Consider the following 13,077-nt stretch of genomic DNA (forward strand, 5'->3'; position numbering starts at 1 on the left):
TCAGCCCTTCTTCCAAGGGGCCTTGGTCAGTCCCCAGATCGGGCTGTTGATCGCCATGTCCATGTCACGGGCGAAGATCGCGAAGCCGTCATAGCCGTGGTAGGGGCCGGAATAGTCCCAGGAGTGCATCTGACGGAAGGGGACGCCCATCTTCTGGAAGACATACTTCTCCTTGATCCCGGAGCCGACGAGATCGGGCTCGAGCTTCTCCACGAACTTCTCGAACTCATACCCGGTCACATCGTCGTAGATCAGCGTCCCATCCTTCACATAGTGGGTCGTCCGCTGGTAGTCGTCGTTATGGCCGAACTCATAGCCAGTGCCGATGACCTCCATGCCGAGATCCTCATAGGCACCGATCACGTGGCGCGGCCGCAGCCCGCCCACGAAGAGCATCACCTTCTTGCCTGCGAGCCGCGGACGGAACTTTGCAATCACCGCATCAGCCATCGGCCGATACTTGGCGATCACCCGCTCGGCTCCCTCCTTGATCCGGTCGTCGAAGTGGCTCGCAATCTTCCGGAGCGACTCTTCGATCTTGGTCGGACCAAAGAAGTTGTATTCGACCCACGGAATCCCGAACTTCTCCTCCATGTGGCGAGAGATGTAGTTCATCGATCGGTAGCAGTGGAGGATGTTGAGCTTCACCTTGGGAGTCCGCTCGAGCTCCTTGATCGTTCCATCTCCCGACCATTGCGCGACCACCCGCAGCCCCATCTCCTCGAGCAGGATACGGGAAGACCAGGCGTCGCCACCGATGTTGTAGTCCCCGATGATCGCGACGTCGTAGGGGGTGGAGACCCATTCGGGTTCCTTCCCTGCGGTCTTGTCGAGCACCCAATCCCGGATGCTGTCGTTGGCGATATGATGCCCCAGGGATTGCGAAACCCCCCGGAATCCCTCGCAGCGGACGGGAACGATCGTCTTGCCTTCGAACTCCTTGGTCTTCGCCTTGGCAACCGCTTCGATGTCGTCGCCGATCAAGCCGATCGGGCATTCCGACTGGATCGTGATCCCCTTGTTGAGGGGAAAGAGCTCCTGGAGCTCGTCGAGCGCTTTCGCAAGCTTCTTGTCTCCCCCGAAGACGATGTCGCGCTCCTGAAAATCGGTCGTGAACTGCATGGTCACGAAGGTGTCGACACCGGTCGTGCCGATGTAGTAGTTCCTCCGGGAGGCCCAGGAGTACTGCCCGCAGCCGACTGGACCGTGGCTGATGTGGATCATGTCCTTGATCGGACCCCACACGACCCCCTTGGAGCCCGCATAGGCGCATCCCCGGATCGTCATGACACCCGGCAGGGACTTGATGTTCGACTTGACCCCGCAATCGGGCTTTCCCTCTTCGAAAACCCCCAAATGCTTGGAGCGCTTCTTGACCGTCTTTTCCGGATAGGCTTTCAGGACCTCCTCGATCAATTCGCGGTTCCGGGCGCTCACTTCCTGGCAGTTCTCTGCCGCAGGCGTTGTCAGGCTCATGGTCTCTCTTTCCTCCGCGGTTTGAGGTCTCTTCTCGCACGTAAGGGACTGCCGGCTGGGAAACCGCCCACCCAGCCGGCCAATCCTTCCTTCCCATCCCTAAGCACAAAGGACCGCTTCTTCCGCGGCCTTGCCCACCAGTGATTCGTCCTCCCGCTTCATGATGCCGAACTGCATGAGGAGATCCTCGAGCTCGTCCATGGTGATCGGCGTTGGAATCACTCCATTCCCCTTGTTCGCATGGATCTTCTTCGCCAGGGACCGATATTCGTCCGCCTGCTTCGACTCGGGCGCATACTCGATCACCGTCATCCGGCGGAGCTCGGCATGCTGCACCACGTTGTCTCGGGGAACGAAGTGGATGAGAGTCGTACCCAGCTTGCCCGCCAAGGCCTCGGCCAGCTCCAGCTCCCGATCGGTCTGCCGCTCGTTGCAGATGAGGCCCCCGAGGCGAACCCCACCCGAATTGGCATACTTGAGAATCCCCTTGGAGATGTTGTTGGCGGCATACATCGCCATCATCTCGCCCGACATGACGATGTAGATCTCCTGTGCCTTGTTCTCGCGGATCGGCATCGCAAACCCGCCGCAGACCACATCACCCAGAACGTCGTAGGAGACATAGTCGATCCCCTCGTACGCCCCGTTTTCCTCGAGAAAGTTGATCGAGGTGATGACTCCCCGGCCCGCGCATCCGACTCCCGGCTCCGGTCCCCCCGACTCGACGCAGCGGATGTTCTTGTAGCCGACCTTCATCACATCCTCGATCTCCAGATCCTCAACACTCCCGGCGGCTGCCGCCAGGTGAAGAATCGTGTCCTGATTTTTCGAGTGGAGGATCAACCGGGTGGAATCTGCTTTCGGATCGCAACCGACGATCAGAATGCGCTGTCCTAACTCCGCCAAGGCGGCGAGGGTGTTTTGGGAAGTGGTCGACTTTCCGATCCCCCCCTTTCCATAGAAGGCAATTTGTCGCAGCTCGCTCATTGTGGATCTCCCTTGTTTTCCTAATTCCTTTTTCCCCGAGGGCGATCGTTTCCCGCTTCACCCTTCGGCGCTTTGCGAACGATCGAGCAGATCGCGTGCCAACGTCGATGGCGATTGAACCGCCTCCGGCGCTCGCCCGGAGGGAGAACTCCGGTGCTTCCGCCCGTGGAGCCCGGGAAAAAGCTCCATCTTCGGATTCGACGCGCCTCCTCCCTTGCTTTGAGTGCGCCCAGGCTTCGCTTTCTTCCGCTTCGCGTCCGTCGGCAACGTGCCAAAGCCAACAAACGATCGGCCAATGTCGCAAAGTAAACAGGTCCTGCCGGCGCTCGCCGGCCCTCCCGAGGCGCGGCACCTGGCATGTTTCCTGCTCGAAATCGGAGCATGGCGCCTCCACCCAAAGCGCGCTTGGCTCCTCGGCTAGTCGATACCACCCTTCGGGACGGCGAGCAGGCTCCCGGTGTGGCCTTCTCCCGGGAGGAGAAGCTCCGGCTGGCCCAAGCCCTTCTCTCCGCGGGAGTGCCCGAGGTCGAGGCGGGCATTCCCGTGATGGGCGCAACGGAGCAGGAGACGCTTCGGGCCATGGCGGCGCTCGCCGGCCCCTGCGGCCGGCTCATTTCCTGGGGGAGGATGCATGCCGCCGATTTGGCAGCGATCCAAGCCCTGCCAATCCGCTTTGCCAACCTCTCCATCCCGGTTTCCGATCTCCAGATCGAGAAGAAGTTACAGAAGTCGCGCGACTGGGTGCTCGAGACCGTCCGCCGCTTCGTTCGGGAAGCGGTTGACCTCGGGCTTGAGGTGGCGGTCGGCGGCGAGGATTCTTCCCGTGCCGATCTGGACTTCGTCGTGCGGGTGGTGGAAACGGCGCAATCGGCTGGCGCCGTGCGCTATCGATTCGCCGACACCCTCGGCATCCTCGATCCCTTCTCGACCTTCCGCTCGATGCGCAAGCTCCGTCGCGCCGTCGACATCGACCTCGAGATCCACGCGCACGACGACCTGGGGATGGCGACCGCGAATTCGTTGGCAGCCTACCGGGCTGGAGCAACGCACATCAGCGTCACGGTCAACGGACTAGGAGAGCGGGCGGGCAATGCTCCGCTCGAAGAGGTCGTGGCGGCCTTGCGTTACGGCAGCAGAATCGATTGCGGGGTACGGAGCGACTCCCTCCTCTCCCTTTCGCAACTCGTGGCCGAAATTTCCGGGCGTCCGGTCCCCGAGGCGAAGAGCATCGTCGGGCGAGCCGTCTTCACCCATGAATCGGGGATCCACATCGACGGCCTCCTCAAGGATCCCTGGAATTACCAAGCCTTCGACCCCAAGGACCTCGGCCGCTCCCACGAGCTCGTCCTCGGCAAGCATTCGGGCCCCCGGGCGATCCAGTGGGGCTATCGGCGTCTGGGAATCGAACTGTCGCTTTCCGAAGCCGAAGCGATGCGTCCACCCATCGCCGCGTTCGTGACCGCCCGCAAGCGCTCGCCGCAGGGCTCTGAGCTCCTCCGCCTCCTCTCGGCGACGGTCCCCAGCACCGCTCGGCACTCCTCCGTGCGAGCGCTCCGCCCCGTTCCCTAGCCGGCTACGAAGCCAGGATGCTCGCCCCCAGCTTCAACTGCGCCAGCGCAAGCCGCAGCTCCCGCCGGATCATCAGGAGCACCTCTTGCGAGAGGCGCTTCTTCTCCTCGATCGCCGAGCTCACTTCTTCCCGGTAGGCGGCAAGGGAAGCGGCTACCTGATGCAGGCATTCATGCCAGGCTGCAGCGATGCGGCACATCGATGCGCCAGCCGGGACGCGGGAGAGATGCGAATGGATCCGCTGCTGAGCTGCCACCAGCTCGGCCAAGAGGATCTTTTCTGAGGGAACCCGCTTCAGGTTGCTCACCAGGCCGAGCCGATGCAGGAGCCAGATCGTCCACTTCGTCGGGTCCCACTGCCAGGGCTTCACCCCGTTCCGGTAGTCGTGCTGAAACTCGTGGTGGAAATTGTGGTAGCCCTCACCGAAGGTGAAGAGCGCCATGATCCAGCTGTCCCGAGCGGTGCAGCGGAACGAGTAGGGCTGATCCCCGATCATGTGGCAGAGCGAATTGATGAAGAAGGTCATCTGCTGCACCGCGACCACCCGGGCGACTCCCCCGACCAGAAATCCCCCCAGGGCACCGATCCATCCCGCGTGGAGCGCCCCCAAGGCCGTCGGCAGGCCGAATCCCGCCAGGAATGCCAGCGGCACCACATACTTGTCCTGCCAGCGGCAAAGAGGGTCGGAGAGGAGATCCTTCACGTTGTCGAGAGGCCGCTCCGGCCGGAACTTCACGAGCAGCCACCCGATGTGCGCGTGGAAAAAGCCCTTGCGAATGTCGTAGGGGTCCTCGTCGCGATCGACATGCTTGTGGTGGTGGCGATGATCGGAGGCCCAAGAGATCGCCGATCCTTCAAAGGAGGCCGCGCCGAAGAGCAGCACGAAGAAGCGTACCGGCCACTTCGCCTGAAAGGACCGATGGGAAAAGAGACGGTGGTAGCCCAAGGTGATGCTCAATCCGGTCGCCAGGAAGAACCCCAGAAACAGCACCCACTGGTACCAGTCGATTCCATAAACCCAGGCGTAAGCCGGGGTCGCCGTCAACGCGACTACCAGGGTAGAGATCAAAAAAATGCTCGTCGGCCAATTCACACGATTCACTCGCCATTCTCCTAAGGATGCGCCAAGACACGGGGGATGGAATTCCACAAAAGTTCAGAGGAAAGACCGTCTTCCTTTGGCATCTGTGCCTTGATCAAGATCTAGTTACAGCCAAAAATACGGAAACAGACCCTCCGTTTGGCAGTGTAATCGGCGGCCGCTTGCGTTTACAGCCAATTCTTTGCATCCACCGCATGCAAATTGCGACCGAGATCGGCGCCGAGGACCAGCTTCTCGAGCAAGACCGCGATTCCCGGCTCGCGAGCGAAACCTCACCCGCGCACCCCGCTCCGGGCCGGAGCCGCTTCGGCTCGCCCGACCCGCAATCAGGAAACGCGCAGCCGCAGATCCTCGAGCAGCTCGGCGATCCGGACGCGTTCCTGGCGCATGCTGTCGCGCTCACGGACGGTGACGGTCTCCTTCTCCCCGGCGAACGGTCCGGTACGCGCTCCTTCCAGGGTTTCGAAGTCGATCGTCACCCCGAAGGGGGTTCCCACCTCATCCATCCGGCGATAGCGGCGGCCGATCGCCCCGCTCTCGTCGTAGAAGATCCGCAAGTGCCCCCGGAGGAGGTCGGCGACCTCGCGCGCCTTCCGGACCAGCTCCTCGTTGTTCTTGACGAGGGGAAAGACGCCGGCCTTGATCGGCGCAACCCGGGGGGAAAGATGGAGGACGACCCGCTTCTCGACCTTCCCTCCCTCGGCGACCACATTCTCCTCGTCGTACGCCTCGCAGAGGATGGCCAGGAACGTCCGATCGACACCGCCGCTCGGCTCGATCACGTGCGGGATATATTTCTGCCCGGTCTCCTCGTCGAAATACTCGAGCGGCTTGCCGCTGGCCACGGCGTGCTGGCGGAGGTCGAAATCGGTCCGGTAGGCGATCCCTTCGAGCTCCTGGCGCCCAAAGGGGAAGGTGTACTCCAGATCGTAGGTCTTTTCCGAATAAAAGGCCCTCTCCCCTTCCGGAACGTCCCGCACATGGATGTGCTGCCGCGGCAGCCCGATCGATTCATACCAGGCGAGGCGGGATTCCTTCCACTTCTCCAGCTCCTCGAGCCCGGTTCCCGGTCGAACGAAATATTCGACCTCCATCTGCTCGAACTCGCGGGAGCGAAAGAGGAAGTTCCGGGGATTGACCTCGTTGCGGAAGGACTTGCCGATCTGCGCGATGCCGAAGGGGATCTTCTTCCTCGAGGTCTCGAGCACGTTGCGGAACTGGACGAAGATCGCCTGCGCTGTCTCGGGACGCAGGTAAGTAAGGGAGCTCTCCTCTTCCAAGGGTCCCACGTAGGTCCGGAAGAGAAGATTGAATCGGCGTGGCTCGGTCAGCTCCCCGCCGCACTCCCCCGGACGCTTGGAAGGCTTTTGCGGGCAGCGCGCATCGGCGAGCTGATCGGTGCGGAAGCGCGCCTTGCAGACCTTGCAATCGACCAGCCAGTCGACGAACTGCTCCTCGTGCGTGCTCGCCTTCCAGACCGCCCGGTTCATGAGAATGGAGCCGTCGAGACCCACGATGTCGTCCCGCAGCTGCGTCATCGAGCGCCACCAGAGCTCCTTGATATTCCTCTTGAGCTCGACGCCGAGCGGGCCGAAGTCCCACAGGCCGTTGAGTCCGCCGTAGATCTCAGAGGAGGGATAGACAAAGCCACGGCGCTTGCAGAGCGCAACGAGCTTTTCCATGAGAGGTTCTTCTGTCATAAGAAATCAGCGGCGTGCGGCCAGGCCCGGCCGCACGGCAACGAGAGCGGTTAGGAATCGATGTCTCCCAGATCCAAGACAAGGAAAAAGCCCCTTCCCTCTCGCGCCTCCGTTCTGCGGATCCTTTCCGGCTTCGCCGGCCGAATTGCCAGCCATTTCGTTCTCGCGACGGTCGGGCTGCTTGCCGCGCTCCTCGTCGCCGCCTTCCTCCTATTACGGTTCTCCGGAGTGCCCACGCAAATCAAAAACGTCCTTCTGGCCGAGCTGGAGGCGCGAGAGATCACCATCTCCGTCGGGCGCCTCTCCCTCGACCCGCTGGGCCATCTCATCGCCAGCCGGGTCGCCGTCTTTCGCAATCGGGACCGGCAAGAGGTCTGGCTCGAGGTCGATCGCGTCCGGCTCTCGGTCGCCTGGCTCGCCTGGTGGAGGGGCAAGCCCTGGATCAAGAACGCCTCGGTCCACAACGCCACGATCCGTCTTCCGATCACGCCACAGAGCGAGGTGGAGCTATCCCGGGTTTCCGCCCGGGTCAACTTTGTTCCGGGCGCCCTGGAAATTCTGAGTGCGAACGCACGCGTCCTCAATCTCGAGCTCCGCCTCAAAGGGCGCATCCTCCTCAACGGATACCCCTCGCTCCCGCCCGCCGCGCCCGAGCAGCATCAGGCGGCCGACCTCCTCTGGCATCGCATTCTCGCTGCCGTCGACGAGATCGAAACCCAGCGCCCCATCCCCGTAGAGGTCGAGCTTTCGATGGCGACCAGGGACCCTTGGGAGGCGAGCATCCACGGCCGGATCCTCCCCTCCCCGATTGCGTGGCAGCAGATTCCTCTTGGGCGGTTGACGGGAGAGCTCCGCCTGGCCGGGCGGATCCTCCGCCTGGAGGAGCTCAGGCTCGGATTTCCCCGAGGGGAGATCTCCCTATGGGGGGAAGCTGATCTGCCGCAAGAGACGGGCTTCGTCGAATTGCTGAGCAACGCCGACCCGACCGTCCTCCGCCCTTCGCTTCCGGACCCGGTCGCCGCCGTCGTCCAAGAGTTTCATTTCATCGACCTCCCCAGCTTGAGCGGGCGGCTGACGGCCAAGTGGGGCCGGGAGCCATCCCTCCGCCTCTCGGCCGACCTCCATTGGCACCACTTCCGCTACCGCGGCCATCCCTTCGATGAGCTTTCGATCCCCCTCGCCTACGATGGGGCCAAGCTCTTCATCCCGGAAGCAAAGCTCCGTTCTCCCGGAGGCAACGTCGACGCGGAGCTCCTGTACGAGAGCGCGCCGCCCAAGTTGCGCCTCAAGGCGGAATCGACCATCGACCCGACCGTCTTCCTCGGCCTGGCGGGCAACGCCGCTGACCGGTTCTTGGAATCACTCTCCTTCCCCAAGGAGCCTCCGTGGGCTCGGGGGGAGATCACGAGCCGCAATCCGCTCGATCCCAAGAGCTGGGAGGTACACGGTACCTTTTTAGCAAAGAACTGCTCTTACAAGGGAGTGGCCGTTCGCTCGATCCAGTCCGACATCGGATTCCAGGATCAGATTCTCCGGTTCTCGCACTTCGCGGCGTCCCGGCCCGAAGGGACGATCTCGGGGAACTTCGATAACGATTTCGGCCACAAGATCGTGACCGTCCACGACCTCCTCTCCTCGGTCGACGTAATCGCCTCGGCCCCGGCTCTGGGAGAGAAGTTCCCCGCCTACGTGCAACCCTACCCCTTCGAAAAGCCGCCACGACTCCAGGTGAACGGCGTTGTCGATCTCAACGAGGGGAGCCGGAACCCGGTCAGCAACCTCCGAGTCGAGGTCCAGTCCGATTCTGTGCTCAACTATGTCCTCTTCGGGCGTAACTTCCCGATTGTCTCCCCCAAGGGCAGGATCCTTCTCCGCCGCAACGAGCTCACCGTCCAGGTCGACCAGTCCTCCCTTTTCGGTGGCCCGCTTCACGGAACCTTCCAGGTCACCCTTCGCCCTCAGCCCACCCCCTGTCCCTTTCATTCGGTCTTCGATCTCGATCACGGCGATTTTCACCAGGTCATGACGAACCTCTACCACGTCGAGAAGTGCTCCGGTCCCCTGCAGTTCCATCTCGCCTTGTCTGGATTCGTCGGCAATCTTCCCTCGCTGACCGGCGACGGAGATTTCGACGTTCGCGACGGCTACATCCTCTCGATCCCGTTCCTGGGGGGGCTCTCGACCAGCATGAGCACGGTCATCCCGGATTTTGCGATGGCCAAGGCCGATCAAGCGCACGCCCACTTTCGCGTCGGAAGTGGGGAGATCACGACCGACCAGTTCACCATCTCGAGCGTCGCCTTCACGATCATTGGGAAGGGAAGCTACAACTTCCTTCACGACAACCTCGAAGCCGATGCCCGTGTCAACGTTCGCGGCCCGATGGGAGCTGTCTTGTTCCCGATCAGCAAGCTCTTCGAGTACCATGGCTCGGGCAAGCTCGCCGCGCCGGAATGGAAGCCGCGTAACTTTTGACCGGGCGGAGAAAGCGTCCCGGCTCGCCAAAGCCCGAAGCAGACGATATAGGGAAAAAAATGTCCGAACTTCCCAAAGCGTATGAGCCCCAAGCGATCGCCGAGTCGCTCTACGCTCGCTGGCTCCACGACGGAAACCACCGGGCGGACCCCGAGTCGCTCAAGCCCGCATTCTCCCTCGTCATGCCGCCTCCGAACATCACCGGCATGCTGACTCTTGGCCACGTCCTGAACAACTCCCTCCAGGACGTCCTCGCCCGCAAGGCCCGCCTCGAGGGGTGTGAGGTCCTCTGGCTCCCGGGCACGGATCACGCCGGGCTGGCGACCGAGATGGTCGTGGAGCGCTCCTTGCGCAAGCAGCGTGGCATCGGGCGCAGGGAGGTGGGCCGGGAAGAGTTTCTCCGGCTGGTCGAGGAATGGCGGGAAACCCATGGCCGCATCATCATCGAGCAGCTCAAGAAGCTCGGGAGCTCCGCAGACTGGTCACGAGAGCGCTTCACGATGGATGCGGGCTATTCGCGGGCGGTGCAAAGAGTCTTCGTCGAGCTCTACCGGAAGGGGCTCATCTATCGGGGCAAACGCATGGTCAACTGGTGCCCCGCCTCCCTGACCGCACTCTCCGACGAAGAAGTCCTTCCGCGCGAGGAGCAGTCCCATCTCTACTACGTCCGCTACGCTCTGGAGGGCGACCCCGGCTCCTTCCTCACCGTCGCCACCACCCGACCAGAGACCATTCCGGGAGACACGGGCATCGCGGTCCATCCGGAAGATGAGCGCTACCGGCGCTGGATTGGAGCGCGGGCCTTCCGGCCCTTCCCCCACGAGCCGATTCCGATCGTCGCCGACGCGGCGGTCGATCCCGCCTTCGGCACCGGAGCGCTCAAGATCACCCCCGCGCACGACAAGCTCGACTTCGAAATCGGCCATCGGCACGGGTTGCCGATCGTCGACATCCTCCATCCCGACGGTCGTCTCCACTGCCCTGCCCTTCCCGAGCTCGACGGCCTCGATCGTTTCGAAGCGCGAAGAAGGGCGGCCTCGCTTCTGGAAGAAAAGGGCCTGCTCGCCAAGGTCGAGCCCTACCTCCACACCGTGGGGGTGAGCGAGCGAGCCAACGTACCGATCGAGCCCCGGCTCTCCGAGCAGTGGTTCCTCCGCTATCCAAAGCTCGAGGAAGCCCTCCAGGTGGTGCGGGAGCGCCGGATCCGATTCTTTCCCGAGCATTGGGAAAAGGTGTACGAACATTGGATCGAGAACATCCAGGACTGGTGCATCTCCCGTCAAGTCTGGTGGGGACACCGCATCCCCGTCTGGTGGAAAGAGGGCTCGCATCGATGCCAGGTCGAGTCGCCCGGCCCCGATTGGACTCAGGATCCCGATACGCTCGATACCTGGTTTTCCTCCTGGCTTTGGGCGTTCGAGACGATGGACTCCGCTACCCGGCGAAAGTTCTATCCCACCTCGGTCCTGGTGACCGGCCCCGACATCATCTTCCTCTGGGTCGCCCGCATGATCATCGCAGGACTCGAGTTCCAGCCGGGCCGGGGCTCGGGCCCAGAGGAGAACATCCCCTTCCGCGCCGTCTACTTCACCGGCCTCATCCGCGATCGCTTGGGGCGGAAGATGTCGAAATCCCTTGGCAACTCGCCGGATCCTCTCCTCCTGATCGAGAAATATGGTGCGGATGGCCTCCGCTTCGGGCTCTTACGGATCGCTCCGCAAGGCCAGGACATCCGCTTCGACGAGAAGCAGATCGAAGAAGGCCGAAACTTCTGCAACAAGCTCTGGAATGCCTGCCGCTTTCGGGTCCGCTATGGTCCGCTCTCCGCGGACGCGCGGCCCTGGGAGCATCGCCTCTCTCCATTTGCCGTGGAGATGCTGGCCGCGCTCGGCCGGACCGGAATCCGACTCGAGGAAGCCTTCGCCGCCTACGAGTTTAGCGAGGCCGCGGGGCTCCTCTATGCCTTCGTCTGGGATGACTTTTGCGCCTCCTTCCTCGAGGCGACCAAGGTCGACCTCGCCCGGGAGGGAAGTCCGACCGCCTCCGGAACCCTCGCCGCGTTCGACTATGCGCTCTCCTGGACCCTTCGGCTGCTCCACCCCTTCTGCCCTTTCGTCACCGAGGAGCTCTGGAACCGGCTCGAGCTCGGCCCCTCCACGATTCAGTTCGCCGGCTGGTTCAGCGCCGCAGAGGCGCAGGAGCTCGAGGAACGGCTGGCCGAGAGGAAGGAAGCGGCTCTGCAGGCTCGGGCGATCTATCAGGCGGCCGAACGGGGACGTCATCTCCGGTCCACCTACGGCGTTCCCTCCAACCAGAAGGTCCCCTTTCTGCTCCGCGCTGATGCGCCCCTGGCCGATGCCGAGAGGGCGGTGCTCGCGGCGCTCGCGAACGCGAGTGAAGTCGCCGACCTCGATGGCCCGCCACCCAAGGCTCCGATGGTGCTCACCGCCGTTGGCGAGCTCTACCTCCCCTTGGAGGGCATTCTCGACCTGGAGCTGGAGCGGAAGCGGTTGACCCACGAGAAGGAGAAGCTCGCCCGCAACTGGAAAGGGATCCAGGAGCGGCTGCAAAATCCGGAGGTCTCTGCCCGGGTGCCGGCCGAAAAGCTCAAAGCCTGGAAAGAACAGGCAGAAGAGCTCGAAGGCGCGATGCGCCGCATCGAGGCTCAGCTCAGCGAGATCTCCCAATAGAACGAATAGAGCGCCGCTCTTCAGCCACCCGACGGCTTCTCGCCCGGCATGGCCGTCTCCCCGTTGCCTCCGCCGAAAGCCTTCGCGCGGGCGGCTGCGTCGATGCGGGCCGCGAGCTCCGGGTTGCTCTTGATCGCCTGGACGGCCGCCTCCCTTCCCTGTCCGATCTGGGTCCCGTCGAAATAGATCCAGGCGCCGCGCTTGTCGAGGATCTTCTGGTCGAGCCCGAAGTCGATGAGCGACCCCTCCCGGGAGATCCCCTCGTTGTAGAGGATGTCAAACTCGCACTCGGTAAAGGGGGGCGCAATCTTGTTCTTCACCACCTTCATCTTCGTCCGGTTCCCGTAGACCGTTCCGTCACTCGTCTTGAGCTGCCCGATCCGGCGCACGTCGACACGGACCGAAGCATAAAACTTGAGTGCCCTTCCCCCCGGAGTGGTCTCAGGATTCCCGAACATCACTCCGATCTTTTCGCGAAGCTGGTTGGTGAAGAGGCAGATCGTCTTCGCCTTGCTGATGAGTGCGGTCAGCTTCCGCAGGGCGCTACTCATCAGCCGCGCCTGGGCACCGACCGTCGCGTCTCCAATCTGCCCTTCCAGCTCTGCCCGCGTGGCGAGAGCGGCCACCGAGTCGACCACGATCACATCCACCGCGTTGGAGCGAATCAAGGTCTCGGCGATGGTCAGCGCCTCCTCTCCGCAGTCGGGCTGGGAGATGAGCAGCTCGGACATGTTGACTCCCAGGCGCTGGGCATATTGCGGGTCGAGCGCGTGCTCCACGTCGATAATGACCCCGACCCCTCCCCGCTTCTGCGCTTGGGCCACGACCGTAAGGGCGAGTGTCGTCTTTCCTGACGACTCGGGACCGAAGATCTCGACGATCCGGCCTCTCGGAAAGCCCCCCGCGCCGAGCGCCCGATCGATCACCAGGCAGCCGGTGGGAATGACTTCAATCTGCAGACGCGCCCGGTCGTCTCCCAGGCGCAGGATGGCTCCCTCGCCATATTCCTTCGAGATCGCCTGGAGAGCCAGATCGAGGTTCTTATCCTGTCGTCGCCCCTTGAGATCCATCTTTTCGG

8 protein-coding genes are annotated in these 13,077 nt (G+C 62.9%); 3 read left to right on the plus strand and 5 right to left on the minus strand.

Annotation, left to right across the window (positions count from 1 at the left end; all coding sequences use genetic code 11):
- Both nifD and nifH read right to left on the minus strand, forming a co-directional pair.
- Positions 1-1,476 (minus strand): nitrogenase molybdenum-iron protein alpha chain, encoded by a 1,476-nt coding sequence (gene nifD, locus MacB4_RS02830; protein WP_206864363.1) that lies wholly within the window; start codon positions 1,474-1,476, stop codon positions 1-3.
- A 99-nt stretch (positions 1,477-1,575) separates the two neighbouring features.
- Positions 1,576-2,463, minus strand: a complete 888-nt coding sequence (nifH, locus tag MacB4_RS02835) for a nitrogenase iron protein (protein ID WP_206864364.1) — start codon at positions 2,461-2,463, stop codon at positions 1,576-1,578.
- A gap of 381 nt (positions 2,464-2,844) precedes the next feature.
- Between nifH and nifV the strand changes: the two genes are divergently transcribed.
- Positions 2,845-4,032, plus strand: coding sequence for a homocitrate synthase (gene nifV, locus MacB4_RS02840; protein WP_206864365.1), 1,188 nt, complete (start codon positions 2,845-2,847; stop codon positions 4,030-4,032).
- 4 nt (positions 4,033-4,036) lie between these two features.
- Here nifV and MacB4_RS02845 read toward each other — a convergent pair whose 3' ends face one another.
- Positions 4,037-5,134, minus strand: a complete 1,098-nt coding sequence (locus tag MacB4_RS02845; protein ID WP_242529292.1) for a fatty acid desaturase — start codon at positions 5,132-5,134, stop codon at positions 4,037-4,039.
- 326 nt (positions 5,135-5,460) lie between these two features.
- Positions 5,461-6,816 carry a glycine--tRNA ligase gene (locus MacB4_RS02850; RefSeq protein ID WP_242529293.1) on the minus strand — a complete coding sequence of 452 codons (1,356 nt, stop codon included), beginning with the start codon at positions 6,814-6,816 and terminating at the stop codon, positions 5,461-5,463.
- Between the two features lie 78 nt (positions 6,817-6,894).
- Between MacB4_RS02850 and MacB4_RS02855 the strand changes: the two genes are divergently transcribed.
- Both MacB4_RS02855 and MacB4_RS02860 read left to right on the plus strand, forming a co-directional pair.
- Positions 6,895-9,309 carry an AsmA-like C-terminal region-containing protein gene (locus MacB4_RS02855; RefSeq protein ID WP_206864367.1) on the plus strand — a complete coding sequence of 805 codons (2,415 nt, stop codon included), beginning with the start codon at positions 6,895-6,897 and terminating at the stop codon, positions 9,307-9,309.
- A 59-nt stretch (positions 9,310-9,368) separates the two neighbouring features.
- Positions 9,369-11,999, plus strand: coding sequence for a valine--tRNA ligase (locus MacB4_RS02860; protein ID WP_206864368.1), 2,631 nt, complete (start codon positions 9,369-9,371; stop codon positions 11,997-11,999).
- A 20-nt stretch (positions 12,000-12,019) separates the two neighbouring features.
- Here MacB4_RS02860 and recA read toward each other — a convergent pair whose 3' ends face one another.
- Positions 12,020-13,069: a recombinase RecA gene (gene recA, locus MacB4_RS02865; RefSeq protein ID WP_206864914.1), complete on the minus strand. Its 1,050-nt coding sequence runs from the start codon at positions 13,067-13,069 to the stop codon at positions 12,020-12,022.
- Between the last annotated feature and the right edge of the window lie 8 nt (positions 13,070-13,077).

The organism is Methylacidimicrobium sp. B4 (assembly GCF_017310545.1).
Classification (GTDB): domain Bacteria; phylum Verrucomicrobiota; class Verrucomicrobiia; order Methylacidiphilales; family Methylacidiphilaceae; genus Methylacidimicrobium.

Excerpts from the sequence above, each read along its gene's own strand:
- nifD (WP_206864363.1), bottom strand. The coding sequence starts at position 1,476 with ATGAGCCTGACAACGCCTGCGGCAGAGAACTGCCAGGAAGTGAGCGCC.
- nifH (WP_206864364.1), bottom strand. The coding sequence starts at position 2,463 with ATGAGCGAGCTGCGACAAATTGCCTTCTATGGAAAGGGGGGGATCGGA.
- nifV (WP_206864365.1), top strand. The coding sequence starts at position 2,845 with ATGGCGCCTCCACCCAAAGCGCGCTTGGCTCCTCGGCTAGTCGATACC.
- MacB4_RS02850 (WP_242529293.1), bottom strand. The coding sequence starts at position 6,816 with ATGGAAAAGCTCGTTGCGCTCTGCAAGCGCCGTGGCTTTGTCTATCCC.
- MacB4_RS02855 (WP_206864367.1), top strand. The coding sequence starts at position 6,895 with ATGTCTCCCAGATCCAAGACAAGGAAAAAGCCCCTTCCCTCTCGCGCC.
- MacB4_RS02860 (WP_206864368.1), top strand. The coding sequence starts at position 9,369 with ATGTCCGAACTTCCCAAAGCGTATGAGCCCCAAGCGATCGCCGAGTCG.
- recA (WP_206864914.1), bottom strand. The coding sequence starts at position 13,069 with ATGGATCTCAAGGGGCGACGACAGGATAAGAACCTCGATCTGGCTCTC.